The sequence below is a fragment of the Streptomyces sp. NPDC006739 genome (genome assembly GCF_042869815.1).
In the GTDB taxonomy this organism is placed as follows: Bacteria; Actinomycetota; Actinomycetes; order Streptomycetales; family Streptomycetaceae; genus Streptomyces.
The window spans coordinates 171,989-187,829 of the sequence record NZ_JBIAGM010000017.1; the positions used below are offsets into that span (position 1 = coordinate 171,989).

Genomic DNA, 15,841 nt, shown 5'->3' on the forward strand with positions numbered 1-15,841 from the left:
GAGATAGCAACAGAGGAGGCAGACGATGTCGGGACCCCGCCCCGTACGAGCCCCGCGCGGTACGGAACTCAGCGCCCTCGGATGGCAGCAGGAAGCCGCCCTGCGGATGCTGCAGAACAACCTCGACCCCGAGGTCGCCGAGCACCCCGACAAGCTCGTCGTCTACGGCGGCACCGGCAAGGCCGCCCGCGACTGGCGCTCCTTCGACGCGATGGTGCGGACCCTGAAGGGGCTGAAGCAGGACGAGACCATGCTGGTCCAGTCCGGCCGCCCGGTCGGCGTGATGCAGACCCACGAGTGGGCCCCGCGCGTCCTCATCGCCAACTCCAACCTCGTCGGCGACTGGGCCAACTGGGAGGAGTTCCGCCGCCTGGAGGCCCTCGGCCTGACCATGTACGGCCAGATGACCGCCGGCTCCTGGATCTACATCGGCACCCAGGGCATCCTCCAGGGCACCTACGAGACCTTCGCCGCCGTCGCCGCGAAGAAGTTCGGCGGCACCCTCGCCGGGACCATCACCCTCACCGCCGGCCTCGGCGGCATGGGCGGCGCCCAGCCGCTCGCCGTCACCATGAACGACGGCGTCGCGATCTGCATCGACTGCGACCCCCGCGCGATCGACCGGCGCATCGAGCACCGCTACCTCGACGTGAGGGCCGACTCGCTCGACCACGCCCTCCAGCTGGCGACCGAGGCCCGCGACGCGCGCCGGCCCCTCTCCATCGGCGTCCTCGGCAACGCCGCCGAGCTGCTCCCGCGGCTGCTCGCGATGGACGCCCCCATCGACATCGTCACCGACCAGACCTCCGCCCACGACCCGCTGGCCTACCTCCCGGTGGGCGTCGACTTCGACGACATGGCCTCCTACGCGGCCAAGGACCCGGCCGGCTTCACCACCCGCGCCCGCGAGTCCATGGCCCGGCACGTCGAGGCGATGGTCGGCTTCCTGGACGCCGGCGCCGAGGTCTTCGACTACGGCAACTCCATCCGCGGCGAGGCCCGACTGGCCGGATACGACCGTGCGTTCGCCTTCCCCGGCTTCGTCCCCGCCTACATCCGCCCGCTGTTCTGCGAGGGCAAGGGCCCCTTCCGCTGGGCGGCCCTGTCCGGCGACCCGGCCGACATCGCCAAGACCGACAGGGCGATCCTCGACCTCTTCCCGGAGAACGAGTCGCTGGCCCGCTGGATCAAGATGGCCGGCGAGCGGGTCCACTTCCAGGGCCTGCCCGCGCGCATCTGCTGGCTGGGCTACGGCGAGCGGGACAAGGCCGGCGAGCGCTTCAACGACATGGTCGCCGGCGGCGAGCTGGCCGCACCGCTGGCCATCGGCCGCGACCACCTCGACTGCGGCTCCGTCGCCTCCCCGTACCGGGAGACCGAGGCCATGCTCGACGGCTCCGACGCGATCGCCGACTGGCCACTGCTGAACGCCATGGTGAACGTGGCCTCCGGCGCGTCCTGGGTCTCCATCCACCACGGTGGCGGAGTGGGCATGGGCCGCTCCATCCACGCCGGTCAGGTCACGGTCGCCGACGGAACCGAGCTCGGCGGCGAGAAGATCCGCCGCGTCCTCACCAACGACCCCGGCATGGGCGTCATCCGGCACGTGGACGCCGGATACGACATCGCGGAGTCGGTGGCCCAGGAGCGGGGTGTCCGGGTGCCCATGCGCGAGGGTGACGAGGCGTGAGCCGACGTCAGGACGAGCACCGCGACACTCCACGCCAGGGAAGGGCCTCGCCCCACGGCGCGCCGTCCTTCCACGAGATGTGGCGCGAGCTGCGGCCGATCGGCCGGCACCCCGACTCCCGGGGCTACCGGCGCTACGCCTGGACCGGGGCCGACGCCGAGTGCCGGGCCTGGTTCCAGGAGCAGGCCGAGGCACGCGGACTGTCCTACGAGGTCGACCGCAACGGCAACCAGTGGGCCTGGCTCGGGGACCCCGCCGCCGGGGACGCCGTCGTCACCGGCTCGCATCTGGACTCCGTACCGGACGGCGGCGCCTTCGACGGGCCCCTCGGCGTGGTGTCCTCCTTCGCCGCGCTCGACGAACTCCGCGCGCGGGGCGTCACCCCGGCCAAGCCGCTCGCCGTCGTCAACTTCGGTGACGAGGAGGGGGCCCGGTTCGGGCTCGCCTGCGTCGGATCCCGGCTCACCGCCGGGCAGCTGACCGTCGAGCAGGCACACCGGCTCACCGACGGCGACGGGATCACGCTGCCGCAGGCCATGGAGGCCGCCGGGTACGACCCCGAGGCCATCGGCCCCGACCCGGAGCGGCTCACCCGTATCGGTGCCTTCGTCGAACTGCACGTCGAGCAGGGCCGGGCGCTGGACCTGTCCGGCGACCGGGTCGGCATCGCCAGCGCCATCTGGCCGCACGGCCGCTGGCGGTTCGACTTCCACGGAGAGGCCAACCACGCGGGCACCACCCGCCTGGTGGACCGCCGCGACCCGATGCTGTCGTACGCCGAGACCGTGCTCGCCGCCCGGCGCGAGGCCGAACTCGCCGGTGCCGTCGCCACCTTCGGCAAGATCGCCGTCGAGCCGAACGGCGTCAACGCCATCCCCTCCCTGGTGCGCGGCTGGCTCGACACCCGGGCCGCCGACCAGGAGACCCTGGACACCGTCGTCGACGCGGTGCGCAAGGCGGCCCACGCCCACGCCGAGGCGCACGGCGTCGACCTGGACGTGGTCCGGGAGTCCTTCACCCCGGTCGTCGAGTTCGACCACGCCCTGCGCGACGAACTCGCCCGCATCCTGGGCCGGGACACCGGCCTGAGGGTGCCCGTCCTCGGCACCGGCGCCGGACACGACGCCGGAATCCTCTCCGGGAGCATCCCGACCGCCATGCTGTTCGTGCGCAACCCCACCGGTGTCTCGCACTCCCCGGCCGAGTTCGCCGCCGAGGACGACTGCGTGGCCGGGGTGACCGCGCTCGCCGACGTACTGGAAGGGCTGGCCCGCACGTGACCACACGGACGTACTGGCTGGAGCACGCCTGGCTCGGCACCCATGTCGAGCCGTCGGTGGCCCTCGACGTCGCGGACGGCCGGACGGCGGCCGTCCGCACGGGCGTCGACAGCCCGCCGCCCGGCGCGGAGGTCCTCAGGGGCCTCACCCTGCCCGGACTGGCCAACGCGCACAGCCACGCCTTCCACCGTGCCCTGCGCGGCACCGTGCAGGTGGGCAGCGGGACCTTCTGGACCTGGCGCGAGGTCATGTACTCCGTCGCCGACAAGCTGACCCCGCAGACGTACCACGCACTCGCCCGGGCCGTGTACGCCGAGATGGCGCTGGCCGGCATCACCTCCGTCGGCGAGTTCCACTACGTCCACCACGCCCCCGGCGGCACTCCCTACGCCGACCCCAACGCCATGGGCGAGGCCCTCGTCGAGGCCGCCGCCGAAGCCGGCATCCGCATCACCCTCCTCGACACCGCCTACCTCTCGGCCGGCTTCGGAGAGCCCCCCAACGCCCACCAGAGGCGCTTCAGTGACGGCAGCGCGGACGCCTGGGCCGAACGCTGTTCAGTTCTCAAGGACCGGGATCACGCGCGGATCGGAGCGGCGATCCACTCCGTACGGGCCGTCCCCGCAGGCCAGTTGGCGACCGTGGCACGGTGGGCCGAGGAACGGCGGGCCCCGCTGCATGTGCACCTGTCGGAGCAGACCGCCGAGAACGACGCCTGTCTGCGGGCCCACGGCCGCACACCCACCCGGCTGCTCGCCGACCACGGTGTGCTCGGCCCGCGCACCACGGGCGTCCACAACACGCACCTCACGGACGAGGACATCGCGCTGATCGGCGCCAGCGGAACGGGCACCTGCATGTGCCCGACCACCGAGCGCGACCTCGCCGACGGCATCGGACCCGCCGTCGCCCTTCAGCGGGCCGGCTCCCCGCTCTCCCTCGGCTCCGACAGCCACGCCGTCGTCGACCTGCTCGAAGAGGCGCGCGCGATGGAGCTGAACGAGCGGCTGCGCACCCGCGCCCGGGGCCACTGGACGGCCGCGGCACTGCTGCGCGCGGCCTCGGCGGACGGGCACGCCGCCCTCGGCTGGCACGACGCGGGCCGTCTGGAGCCGGGGGCGCTCGCCGACTTCACGACGGTCGCGCTCGACTCGGTCAGAACGGCGGGACCGCTGCCGAGGCTCGGGGCCGAGACGGCCGTATTCGCCGCGACGGCAGCGGACGTACGCCATACGGTCGTGGGTGGCCGTCATGTCGTACGCGACGGGGCGCACACCCTCGTACCGGACGTGCCGTCGACGCTGGCGGACGCGATCCGAGCCCTGCGCGACTGACCCCCATCGCCCCCCACGAGGACACCATGAGCAGCAGCACCGTCATCACCAACATCGCCACGCTGGTCACGAACGACCCCTCCCTCGGTGACAGGTCCCCCCTCGGTCTGATCCAGGACGCGGCCGTCGTCATCGACGGCGACCGCGTCGCGTGGACCGGTGAATCCAGGAAAGCACCCGCCACTGACAACCGGGTCGACGCGGGCGGCCGGGCGGTGCTGCCGGGCTTCGTGGACTCCCACTCCCACCTGGTCTTCGCGGGCGACCGCACCCAGGAGTTCAACGCCCGTATGTCCGGCCGCTCCTACAGCGCGGGCGGCATCCGCACGACCGTCGCGGCCACCCGCGCCGCGACCGACGCGGAACTGGAGGCGAACCTCACCCGTTACCTCGGCGAGGCCCTGCGCCAGGGCACGACGACGTTCGAGACCAAGTCGGGCTACGGCCTCACGGTCGAGGACGAGTCACGCGCCCTGCGCATCGCCGCCGCGCACACCGACGAGGTCACCTACCTGGGCGCCCACATCGTCCCGCCCGACCACACCGACGACCCGGCGGCCTATGTCGCCCTGGTCACCGGCGAGATGCTCGACGCCTGCGCGCCGCACGCCCGTTGGATCGACGTCTTCTGCGAGAAGGGCGCCTTCGACGGCGACCAGGCCCGCGCGATCCTCACCGCCGGCCGGGCCAGGGGCCTGCACCCGCGCATCCACGCCAACCAGCTCTCCTACGGCCCCGGCGTGCGGCTGGCCGTCGAACTGGACGCGGCGAGCGCCGACCACTGCACCCATCTGACGGACGCGGACGTGGACGCGCTGGCGAGCGGCAGCACGGTCGCCACCCTGCTCCCCGGCGCCGAGTTCTCCACCCGCGCCGAGTGGCCGGACGCCCGCCGTCTCCTCGACGCCGGCGTCACGGTGGCCCTGTCGACGGACTGCAACCCGGGCTCGTCCTTCACCTCGTCGGTGCCCTTCTGCATCGCCCTGGCCGTCCGGGACATGGGCATGACCCCCGACGAGGCGGTCTGGTCCGCGACGGCGGGCGGCGCGGCGGCCCTGCGCCGCACCGACATCGGCCGTCTCGCCCCCGGCGCCCGGGCCGACCTGACCCTCCTGGACGCGCCCAGCCACGTACACCTGGCCTACCGGCCCGGGGTTCCGCTGGTCAGCGGTGTCTGGCGGCGGGGCGTGCGCGAGGTCTGACCGGCGGGACCGCGGAAGCGGCCACCGGTCTGTCCGGGGAGGCGGTCCGGCCGGTGCCGGACCGCCTCCCCGGCGCGCACCGGAACGGCTTGGCCGAATTTCCCGAAAAGGGGGGCAGGCCCTCACTCCTCCAGCGTCAGCCCCTTGCGCAGGCGCACCAGCGTGCGGGACAGCAGGCGGGAGACGTGCATCTGGGAGATTCCCAGCTCGTCGCCGATCTCCGACTGGGTCATGTTCGCGACGAAGCGGAGGGAGAGGATCTGCCGGTCCCGGGGCGGGAGGTCGGCGATCAGCGGCTTCAGGGACTCGACGTACTCGATCCCTTCGAGGCCGTGGTCCTCGTAGCCGATGCGGTCCGCGAGCGCGCCTTCGGAGTCGTCCTCCTCGGGCTGGGCGTCCAGCGAGGAGGCCGTGTAGGCGTTCGAGGCCGCCATGCCCTCCACGACCTCTTCCCTGGAGATGCCCAGGCGCTCGGCGAGTTCCGCGACCGTGGGGGCCCGGTCCAGCTTCTGGGCCAGCTCGTCACCGGCCTTGGCCAGGTCGAGCCGCAGCTCCTGGAGCCGGCGCGGGACGCGCACGGACCACGAGGTGTCACGGAAGAAACGCTTGATCTCGCCGATGATGGTTGGCATCGCGAAGGTCGGGAACTCGACGCCGCGCGCCAGTTCGAAGCGATCGATGGCCTTGATCAGGCCGATCGTGCCGACCTGGATGATGTCCTCCATCGGCTCACTGCGGGAGCGGAAGCGCGAGGCGGCGAACTTGACCAGAGCGAGATTGAGTTCGACGAGGGTGTTGCGCACGTACGAGTATTCGCGCGTGCCCTCCTCCAGCGACTCCAGCCGCAGGAAGAGAGTCTTGGACAGGGCGCGCGCGTCGACCGCGTCCACCTCGTCGTACGGGGGGATCTCGATGGGATCCAGTTGTTCCGGTGGGGGTGTCGACGTCGCCGTCCGGGTATGCGATGCGTCGAGCCGGGGTGACATGGTGTCCTCCATCGTTCTCGGCATATGGCTGCCGAAGCCAGTGCTGCACTGCGGTGTGCGGCGCCTCCAAGCCGGCCGTGTCGGTTTGCGTGTCGTACTAGCCCTACCTGCTTCAGCAACTCCTTCGCAAGTGCGTTTTGTGGCTATATGTCCGTTTGTGAGCAGTTGTTCGGGTGTCGTTGTGTGGAGGGAAGGCGTAATGTTCGAGGGCATCAGCAGGGCAGCGACGACCTCGGGAGAGAGACGGCATGGACCACGGGACGGTCGGCAGCGCACAGTCGGGCCGACTTCTGGTGGAGGTGCGGGAAGAGAGCGCCAGCGCCGTGGTGACACCGGCGGGTGAGCTCGACCATCACACCGCCGATCTACTGCGGGAGCCTCTCGACGACCTCCTGGCGAAGGGGTTCTCGCGCCTCGTCGTCGACTGCTCGCGACTGGAGTTCTGTGACTCCACGGGCCTGAACGTGCTCCTTGGGGCGCGTCTGAAGGCGGAGGCCGCCGGGGGCGGAGTGCATCTGGCGGGCATGCTGCCCGTCGTCGCCCGCGTGTTTGAGATCACAGGGGCCGAGGCGGTCTTCACCGTCCACGACTCCGTCGAGGCGGCCCTGGCCGACGAGAGCGGCTGACCGGCGCCTCGGGCTGTCCCCGCACCACGTTCCCGAGGCCCTGAACCGGTGGACGGTGCGACGGCCGTGCCGAACCGGGGGGTGTCCCGCCGGATCGGTCGGGCAGGAGACATCCTGTGAACGGTCGGACCTCCACGGCACGGGACTGCCGGGGAACCGACGAACAACCTGCGTACCACGTACGTACGACCTGTGTACCGACTGGTGCCGGCCGATGGCGGACGGCACCGACCGGCGGCGGCCGGGTCGGCCGGCAGTGGCCGGCCGATTCCGGGCGGCACCGGAGTTCTGAATCGTGAACTGGTGAATCGGTGAGGTGAAGCGCTGATGAGCACCACCCGGCCTTACTCGCCGGGCGACCGCGGCCCGGAGCCGAGCGGCGCTTCCGGGGTGTCCGAGGGCGGTGCGCCGACGGCCGGCGCGTCCACGGGGGCAGCCGCGCCGTCCGCAGTGCCGGAGGGTCGTGCCGGCCCCTCGGGCCCGTCCGCGGCCGCCGCGGCCCCCGGGGCCGCCGTCCCGGAGGCCGGAGGTGACCGGAGAAGCGCGCCCGGGTCGTCCATGCCGTCCGCCCAGCACGCGGAGGCAGGGGGTGCAGGCGACGCCGGGGGCGCGGAGGGCGCTGGAGGCGCGGCGGAGGGCGCTGGAGGCGCCGCGGGCGCCGAGCACTCCGGGGGACCGCACGGTCGGCAGGTGCGCAGACTGCGCCTCGGCGGCGAGAGCGGCGTCGTACCGCTCGCCCGCGACTTCACCCGCCAGGCGCTGTACGCGTGGGGCTGGCTGCCCGCCGCCTCCGCCGACCGGCGGGCCGCCGCCGAGGACGTGCTGCTGGTCGTCTCCGAGCTGGTCACCAATGCCTGCCTGCACGCGGACGGCCCGGAGGACCTGTTCCTCGCCTGCGACAACAAGGTGATCCGCCTGGAGGTCACCGACCGCGGCACCGGCCAGCCCGCACCCCGCACCCCGCACCGCGCCGGGCGTCCCGGCGGCCACGGGATGTTCATCGTGCAGCGGCTCTGCCTGGACTGGGGGGTCCTGCGGACCCCGGGCCTGTCCGGCAAGACGGTGTGGGCGGAACTGGGCGCACCCGCCTAGCGCCGCTGGAGACATGAGCACCGTCAGTCACTGATGGTGGCTTCAGTCACTCGCCTCGCCATTGAGTTACCGACGGTAACTTCTTCACGCGGACCCCTCCTGCCGCACGCCGGATCGCCACAACTCCGGCGTGCGCCGTCTCTTCCTTCCTCACGGCCCCGGGCGTACCTTGACGGCCCATCTGATGTACCGTCAGGAATTGGGGTGGACCGTGTCGTACCCGAAACGCACCGCCGCGCTCGTGTCCGCCGCGGCCCTGGCCGGCTCGGCCGTACTGCTGGCCGCTCCCGTGGCGCACGCCGACGTCGTCGACGTCAACTACCACTGCAAGACGCCCATCGGTGACAAGAGCGCCGTCTCGCCCATCGACATCAAGGGCGTCAGGAGCGGCAGCGCCTACCAGATCACCATGTCCTGGCAGAAGGGCGTCTCCTCCAGCCCGGTCGAGCTGGGCAAGGGCGCGATGAGCCCGAGCGCCACCATCAGCCTCGGCGGCGCCGACAGCGGCACGCTCGCGGTGTCCGGGCCGCCCAACGCGGCCGCGATCCCGGCCAACACCCCCATCAAGATCAGCGACCTGAGCGGCACGTACCGGCCGAAGAGGACCGGCAAGGTCACCTTCACACCGGGCGTGCTCACCATCAAGGCGCTCGAGACGACGACGACCTGCACCCCGACCAACAGCCCGCAGCCGGCCCTCACCCTCGACGTGGCGGCGGCGGGCGGCGGCACCTCCAACGGCTCTTCCAACGGCTCTTCCAACGGCTCCTCCAGCGGCTCCGGCAACTCGTCGAACGGCTCCTCGTCGTCAGCGGGCTCGTCGGCGTCCTCCGGGCAGAGCGGCGGCTCCGGCGGCGCACTTCCGCAGACCGGCCCCGAGGACTCGGTCGTCGCCTTCGGCACGCTCGGCGGCACGGTGCTCCTCGCCGGCGCGGCCGGCGCGCTGTGGCTGACCCGCAGGAACCAGCCGGCCCGCCGATAGCCCCGCGCACGAATGCCGGCGCACAAGCCGAGTCGACGGGAGCGGTGACGTGAGGCTGCGGTGGACGACCCTGACGGCGGTGTTCGCGCTGCTCGTGCCGCTGGTGTTGGCGCTCGCGGGTGCCGCCTCGGCGGCCGGCGTGCCCACCGTGCGGCTGTCCACGCCCCAGGCGGGCGCCGGGGGTTCGGTCACCGTCAGCGGCAGCGGCTGGCGCCCGCACACCCTGCTGATGATCCTGGTCTGCGGGCAGGCCGCACCGACCCGGGGAGTGATCGGCGGCACCAACTCCTGCGCCAACGGCGACGGACGGGCCGTCACCACCGACGCCCGAGGCGGCTTCGGCAAGAAGCTGCCGGTCGCCGAGCCGCCGGTGCCGTGCCCCTGCGTGGTGCACGTGGCCACCGTCACCGGGGCGAAGGCCGAGGCCGACGCCGTCCTCCAGGTCGCCGGGCACGCCGTACGGCCGCTGCCCGCCGAGCCGGCCGGCGGACAGCTGTCGCTGCTCACCGACGCCCGGCTGACCGGTTCCAGCGGCCTGCTCACCTGGTTCGGGGCGCCGCCCGCCCGCACCCTGGTCTTCACCGTCGGCAACGCCGGCTCGTCCGCCGTCAAGGACCCCGTCTTCCAGGTCGGCACCGCGCACGGCGTCTTCGCCCCGCAGTGGGAGGACCAGCAGTGGCGCGGCACCCTCGCACCCGGGAGGAGAACGCGGGTCAGGCTGCCGGTGGAGCTGGCGGCCGGGGCGCACGGCGACTACAGCGTCTCCCTCAGGTACGGCGGCAAGGTGCTCGCCGAGCAGCCCTGGGAGGTCGGCCGGCCCTGGGGCGTGACGCTGTTCTGGATCCTGCTCTGCCTGGTCGTACCGGCCGCGGTGTTCCGCGCCGGGATGGCGGTCGTGGACCGGGTACGGCCGCGCCGGGCCGGCGGGATCCGCCACCGGGGACTGCCCCGCCCGGCGCTCCGCCTGCCCAGGCGGCGCGCCCCCGAGGCCGCGCCCGCCCCGGCCTCGGCCCTGCCGTGGTTCACCCCGGACTCCGTTCCGGGCGCGGCCGGCCGGCTCCCCGCACCGCACGACGACAGTCCCACGAGTCCTACGACTCCCACCACGAAGGGATCCCCGTGAGCATGCGAAGGAGAGTCACCCCGGCCGGCGGACACCGGGCGGGCGCGGCAGCGGCGGCGCTGGTCCTGGGCGGGGCCGGGGTCCTGCTCGGCGCCGCCGCGATCCCGGCGCAGGCGGCCGAGGTGTCGTACGCCACCCACTGCGTGCCGCCCGCGGGCATCCCGCCCGTGGACGGGACCACCAAGGTCCAGATCACCGCGCCGGCCACGGCGAAGGTGGGCGACACCGTGGCCGTCGTGTGGAAGTTCACGCAGGCCGCGTCCAGGAACCCGGACATCATCGACCTGCCCGCCGACTCGGTCCAGCCGTCCGGGGTCCTCAAGGCGGCCGGGGCGCAGAGCGCGGACATCGCCGTGCAGGGGGCGCGGAAGAACCCGGCGATCCCCAAGGGCGGTGCCATGGTGCTGTCCGACATGAAGGGCACCCTGAAGCTGACGGCGGCCGGTGTGGTCACGCTGACGCCGGGCGCGTACACGGTCAACGCGATGTCGACGGACACGAAGTGCGCGCCGACCGCGACCGTGCAGAAGGCGGCGACCATCAAGGTGGCGGCGGCGGGCGGAGGGCCGCCGAGTACGCCTCCGACGGGCACCCCCTCGAACTCCGCCTCCCCCACGGGAGGCACCGGCGGTGGCCAGACCGACTTCACCGGCAAGGAGGTGCAGGTGCCCTACGCCTGCAGGACGCCCATCGGCAACAAGAGCGCGACCTCGCCGGTGCAGATCAACGCCAAGAAGAACAACGGGAGTTACGACCTCACCGTGAAGTTCGGGAAGTCGGTGATGGACAGTCCCGTCGACATCCCGGCGAACTCCGTGAAGCCGGCGATGGAGGTGGCCGTGGGCGGCGCGGACAGGGGCGCGGTGCATGTGGAGGGGCCGACCAACTCCTCCGCCATCAAGGCGGGCACCCCGATCGAGATCCCGGACCTCACCGGCACCTACAAGCCGGGTGCGAGCGGCACGTCGACCCTGTCCCCGGGCGTCCTCACCATCCAGGCCCTGGGCACGACCACGACCTGCACCCCGACCCAGTCCCAGGTCTCCCTCACCCTGAACACCTCCCAGCAGCCCGGCGGAACCTCGGGCGGCTCGGGCGGATCAGGGGGTACAGGCGGTTCGGGCGGTGGGTCGACGTCCGGCGGCACGACCTCGGGTGGCACCGGCGGCTCCAGTGGTTCCAGCGGCTCGGGCGGCCTGGCGCAGACCGGCTCCGGTGACCACGGCGCCCTGAAGGCCCTCGGCCTGGTGGCGGGCACGGCCATCCTGCTGGGCGGCGCGGTGTTCACGTTCATGCCGGGACGCAGGACGCGCTGAGACGCCGAAGGGCCGCCGCGTCCCCGTGGCCGCGGCGGCCCTTCGTCACAGCTCCGGAACCGGAGCGGGCGTCAGTGGACGTCAGCAGACGTCAGTGGACGTCGCCCATCAGTTCCTTGACCTTCTTGCGGTACATCCACACCGCCGCGCCCGCGAGCACGGCGAGGGCCGCCTGGAGCGCCACGATGCCCGTCTTGTTCAGGTCGACACCGGCGATGGACAGCAGACCGGTGGTGGCGTCACCGGCGGTGACGGCCAGGAACCAGACGCCCATCATCTGGGAGGCGTACTTGGCGGGCGCCATCTTCGTGGTGACCGACAGACCGACCGGGGAGAGCAGCAGTTCGCCGACGGTCTGCACGAAGTAGATGCCGACCAGCCACATCGCCGCGGCCTTGTGACCGCCGTCGGCGATCGCCAGCGGCGCCAGGAAGAGGAAGAAGGACGCGCCGATCAGGACGAGACCGCCCGCGAACTTCACCGCGGTGCTCGGCTCCTTGCCCCGGCGGGCCAGCGCCAGCCAGGCCCAGGCGAAGACCGGCGCGAACGCCATGATCATGACCGGGTTGACCGACTGGTACCAGGAGACCGGGAACTGCCAGCCGAAGATGGTGTTCTTCGCCGAGGCGTCGGCGAACAGCGACACCGTGGAGCCGCCCTGGTCGTAGATCATCCAGAACACGGCGGCGGCGACGAAGAACCAGATGTACGCGCTCATCTTGCCCTGCTCGGCACGGTCCAGGTCCTTGTCCCGCTTGATGCGGGCGATGACGACGACCGGGATGAGCAGACCCGCGACGGTGATCGGGACCAGCAGCCAGTTCAGCGTGTAGACGCCGGAGACCCCGACGACGACGTAGAAGACGGCCGCGACGCCCGCCCACAGGGCGGCCTTGGTCAGGGTGGACTTCTTCTGCGCGTCCGTGAGCGGGGTCGGGACGAGGTTCGAGCGCGCGCTGAGGTGACGGGTGCCGAGCAGGTACTGGGCCAGACCCAGCGCCATGCCGAGCGCGGCGAGCGCGAAGCCCAGGTGCCAGTTGTAGCTCTCACCGACGGTGCCGATGACCAGCGGAGCGGCGAAGGCGCCCAGGTTGATGCCGATGTAGAAGAGCGTGAAGCCACCGTCACGGCGCGGGTCGTCCGGACCGTCGTAGAGGTGGCCGACCATCGTGGAGATGTTGGCCTTCAGCAGACCCGAGCCGATCGCGACGAGACCCAGACCGGCGAAGAAGGTGCCGGCGCTCGGCAGCGCCAGCGTCAGGTGGCCGAGCATGATGACGGTGCCCGCCACCGCCACCGTCTTGCGGGGGCCGAGGACGCGGTCCGCGAACCAGCCGCCCGGCAGGGCGAGCAGGTACACGAGCGAGAGGTACACCGAGTAGATCGCGGTCGCCGTGGCCGCGTTCATGTGCAGGCCGCCCGGAGCCACCAGGTACAGCGGCAGCAGGGCCTTCATGCCGTAGTAGGAGAAACGCTCCCACATCTCGGTCATGAAGAGAGTGGCCAGTCCGCGGGGGTGGCCGAAGAAGGTCTTCTCGGAACCGGGGGTGCCCGGACGGACCGAGTCCTTCGTCAGGCTGGACGCCATGGTCGTTCCTTGCTGGTCGGGGCGCGCTGCGTTGGGGGTCCCCCGGTTCGGGCGAAGCCGGGAACCAGGGGGTCGTGCGCCCGTGGGGGAGGCGGCCGGCACCGGCGGGGTCGGCCGGCCACCCCACGCCCGAGGGGAGTCCGCCCCGGATCACGGAGCGGCGGACGGCGACCACCGGGATCCACGCCCCGGGACGCGGTTTCGCGTCCGGAGCCCGGCCAGAGGTCATTCCTTTCGAGGCCGGCCGGAGCCGACCCGCACACAAAAGAGACCTTCAGCGTCAAGCCCCGCCAAAGGTCACCGCGTGTACTACAGGCGTTCACCTCACCATACGGCAGGACACTGCCGGATATGGAAGGACTTGAGACAGGGATCACAGGTGTCGGGGGAACCGCAGGCCCGAATTCGAAGGTCTCTCCTACGATCGCACCTCTCGGCCATAGGTTCGTACCACCGTGTCCGAAGGTAAGAACTGCTCGTTCCGATCACACTCCAGCTCAGCGCGCGGGCGGTCTACCATCACTGCATGACCCGTGTACTGCTCGCCGAGGACGACGCGTCCATCTCGGAGCCGCTGGCCCGCGCCCTGCGCCGGGAAGGTTACGAGGTCGAGGTGCGCGAGGACGGACCCACCGCGCTCGACGCCGGAATGCAGGGCGGTGTCGATCTGGTCGTGCTGGACCTGGGCCTGCCCGGCATGGACGGCCTGGAGGTCGCCCGCCGGCTGCGCTCCGAGGGCCACACCGTGCCCATCCTCATCCTGACCGCGCGGGCCGACGAGGTGGACACCGTCGTCGGCCTGGACGCGGGCGCCGACGACTACGTCACCAAGCCCTTCCGGCTCGCCGAACTGCTCGCCCGGGTGCGGGCCCTGCTGCGCCGCGGCGCAGCCGAGCCGTCCCAGCCGCCGGCCACGCACGGTGTCCGCATCGACGTCGAGTCGCACCGCGCCTGGATGGGCGACGAGGAACTCCAGCTCACCGCCAAGGAGTTCGACCTGCTGCGGGTGCTCGTACGGGACGCCGGCCGGGTGGTGACGCGGGACCAGCTGATGCGCGAGGTCTGGGACACCACCTGGTGGTCGTCGACCAAGACGCTGGACATGCACATCTCCTGGCTGCGCAAGAAGCTCGGAGACGATGCCGCCAACCCCCGGTACATCGCCACCGTGCGCGGTGTCGGCTTCCGGTTCGAGAAGAGCTGACCCCCTCCAGGGGCGAAGCGGTCGCTTCGGGACATTACGTCGGGTAAGAGGACATGCGCCGTCGACTGATCCAGTCCACCCTCGCCGTCGTGCTGGTCGTGATCGCGGTCTTCGGTGTGTCACTCGTCATCGTCGAGACCCGCACGATCACCAACAGCGCCCAGGAGCGGGTGGACTCCGAGGCGGTGCGGCTGGCCAGCATCGTGGACAGCCGGATCCTCGGGGCCGAGAGCGTCACCGCGGACATACTGCGCAGCCAGGTCACCAGGGACCAGTACGCGGTGATCCGCATGCCCGGCCGGCCGCCGATCGAGCTGGGCACCAAGCCCGAGGGTGACGTGATTCACGCCGGCCAGAACGGCGAGGAGGGCGAGACCATCGTCGTCCAGGAGCCCCGCTCCTCCGTGACCCGTGAGGTCGGCCGGACGCTGCTGATCATCGGGCTGGTGGCGCTGCTGGCCGTGGTCGCCGCCGTCCTGCTCGCGGTGCGCCAGGCCAACCGGCTCGCCTCGCCGCTGACCGACCTCGCGGAGACCGCCGAACGCCTCGGCTCCGGCGACCCGCGCCCCCGGCACAAGCGGTACGGCGTTCCCGAGCTGGACCGGGTCGCCGATGTGCTGGACTCCTCGGCCGAGCGCATCGGCCGCATGCTGACCGCCGAGCGCCGGTTGGCCGCCGACGCCTCCCACCAGCTGCGTACGCCGCTCACCGCGCTGTCCATGCGGCTCGAGGAGATCACCCTCACCGACGACCCGGACACGGTGAAGGAGGAGGCGACCATCGCGCTGACGCAGGTCGAGCGGCTGACGGACGTGGTGCAGCGGCTGCTGACGAACTCCCGTGACCCGCGCACCGGCTCCGCCGTCACCTTCGACCTGGACGAGGTCATCCAGCAGCAGCTCGCCGAGTGGCGCCCCGCGTACCGCAGTTCCGGCCGGGCCATCGTCAGCTCGGGCAAACGGCATCTGCAGGCGGTCGGCACCCCGGGCGCGGTCGCGCAGGTGCTGGCGGCACTGATCGAGAACTCCCTGATGCACGGTGGCGGCACGGTCGCCCTGCGTACCCGGGTCACCGGCAACCAGGCCGTCGTGGAGGTCACCGACGAGGGCCCGGGTGTCCCGGCGGACCTGGGCGCCCGCATCTTCGAGCGCACCATCAGCGGCCGCAACTCCACCGGGATCGGCCTGGCGGTGGCCCGTGACCTCGCGGAGGCGGACGGCGGCCGGCTGGAACTGCTCCAGTCCCAGCCGCCGGTCTTCGGCCTGTTCCTGTCCCGCACGCCCCCGTCCAGGAAGCCGGACGACGAGGAGCGGCCCACGGTGCGCTAGTAGAGCTTGGTCAGCTTCACTCGTGGGTGGCGTGTCCGCTGGTCCGTGAGGGTCGTTGAAATGGTGTGACACCTGAGGAGATGGCCGTGG

The 15,841-nt window shown here is 72.0% G+C and carries 13 protein-coding genes; 11 read left to right on the forward strand and 2 right to left on the reverse strand.

The window, feature by feature from the left end:
• The first annotated feature begins 25 nt into the window (after positions 1 to 25).
• The 4 genes from hutU (at position 26) to hutI (ending at position 5,506) form a co-directional block, all read left to right on the forward strand.
• A complete protein-coding gene (gene hutU / locus ACFYMM_RS30350) occupies positions 26 to 1,690 on the forward strand; it encodes a urocanate hydratase (protein WP_388392075.1) in 1,665 nt (554 codons plus the stop codon).
• Between the two features lie 77 nt (positions 1,691 to 1,767).
• Positions 1,768 to 2,970: an allantoate amidohydrolase gene (locus ACFYMM_RS30355; RefSeq protein ID WP_388392113.1), complete on the forward strand. Its 1,203-nt coding sequence runs from the start codon at positions 1,768 to 1,770 to the stop codon at positions 2,968 to 2,970.
• A complete protein-coding gene (locus ACFYMM_RS30360; RefSeq protein WP_388392077.1) occupies positions 2,967 to 4,304 on the forward strand; it encodes a formimidoylglutamate deiminase in 1,338 nt (445 codons plus the stop codon). The genes ACFYMM_RS30355 and ACFYMM_RS30360 overlap by 4 nt, the downstream gene beginning before the upstream one ends.
• A 26-nt stretch (positions 4,305 to 4,330) precedes the next feature.
• On the forward strand, positions 4,331 to 5,506 hold the full coding sequence (gene hutI, locus ACFYMM_RS30365) for an imidazolonepropionase (protein WP_388392079.1): 1,176 nt from the start codon (positions 4,331 to 4,333) through the stop codon (positions 5,504 to 5,506).
• Between the two features lie 122 nt (positions 5,507 to 5,628).
• On the opposite strand, the gene ACFYMM_RS30370 is transcribed toward hutI, so the two are convergent.
• A complete protein-coding gene (locus ACFYMM_RS30370) occupies positions 5,629 to 6,492 on the reverse strand; it encodes an RNA polymerase sigma factor SigF (protein ID WP_388392115.1) in 864 nt (287 codons plus the stop codon).
• 248 nt (positions 6,493 to 6,740) lie between these two features.
• On the opposite strand from ACFYMM_RS30370, the gene ACFYMM_RS30375 reads away from it, so the two are divergent.
• The 5 genes from ACFYMM_RS30375 (at position 6,741) to ACFYMM_RS30395 (ending at position 11,631) form a co-directional block, all read left to right on the forward strand.
• Positions 6,741 to 7,118: an STAS domain-containing protein gene (locus ACFYMM_RS30375; protein WP_388392081.1), complete on the forward strand. Its 378-nt coding sequence runs from the start codon at positions 6,741 to 6,743 to the stop codon at positions 7,116 to 7,118.
• A gap of 558 nt (positions 7,119 to 7,676) precedes the next feature.
• Positions 7,677 to 8,210: an ATP-binding protein gene (locus ACFYMM_RS30380; RefSeq protein WP_388392116.1), complete on the forward strand. Its 534-nt coding sequence runs from the start codon at positions 7,677 to 7,679 to the stop codon at positions 8,208 to 8,210.
• A 211-nt stretch (positions 8,211 to 8,421) separates the two neighbouring features.
• Positions 8,422 to 9,192, forward strand: a complete 771-nt coding sequence (locus ACFYMM_RS30385) for an LPXTG cell wall anchor domain-containing protein (RefSeq protein WP_388392083.1) — start codon at positions 8,422 to 8,424, stop codon at positions 9,190 to 9,192.
• A gap of 55 nt (positions 9,193 to 9,247) precedes the next feature.
• Entirely contained in the window at positions 9,248 to 10,315 is a 1,068-nt protein-coding gene (locus ACFYMM_RS30390) for a hypothetical protein (RefSeq protein ID WP_388392118.1), read from the forward strand.
• Positions 10,316 to 10,317: 2 nt separating this feature from the next.
• Positions 10,318 to 11,631 (forward strand): hypothetical protein, encoded by a 1,314-nt coding sequence (locus ACFYMM_RS30395; protein WP_388392084.1) that lies wholly within the window; start codon positions 10,318 to 10,320, stop codon positions 11,629 to 11,631.
• A 91-nt stretch (positions 11,632 to 11,722) separates the two neighbouring features.
• Here ACFYMM_RS30395 and ACFYMM_RS30400 read toward each other — a convergent pair whose 3' ends face one another.
• Entirely contained in the window at positions 11,723 to 13,219 is a 1,497-nt protein-coding gene (locus ACFYMM_RS30400) for an oligopeptide:H+ symporter (protein WP_388392086.1), read from the reverse strand.
• A 526-nt stretch (positions 13,220 to 13,745) separates the two neighbouring features.
• Between ACFYMM_RS30400 and ACFYMM_RS30405 the strand changes: the two genes are divergently transcribed.
• Both ACFYMM_RS30405 and ACFYMM_RS30410 read left to right on the forward strand, forming a co-directional pair.
• A complete protein-coding gene (locus ACFYMM_RS30405; protein ID WP_388392088.1) occupies positions 13,746 to 14,423 on the forward strand; it encodes a response regulator transcription factor in 678 nt (225 codons plus the stop codon).
• Positions 14,424 to 14,476: 53 nt separating this feature from the next.
• Positions 14,477 to 15,751: an ATP-binding protein gene (locus ACFYMM_RS30410; protein WP_388392090.1), complete on the forward strand. Its 1,275-nt coding sequence runs from the start codon at positions 14,477 to 14,479 to the stop codon at positions 15,749 to 15,751.
• Positions 15,752 to 15,841: the final 90 nt, after the last annotated feature.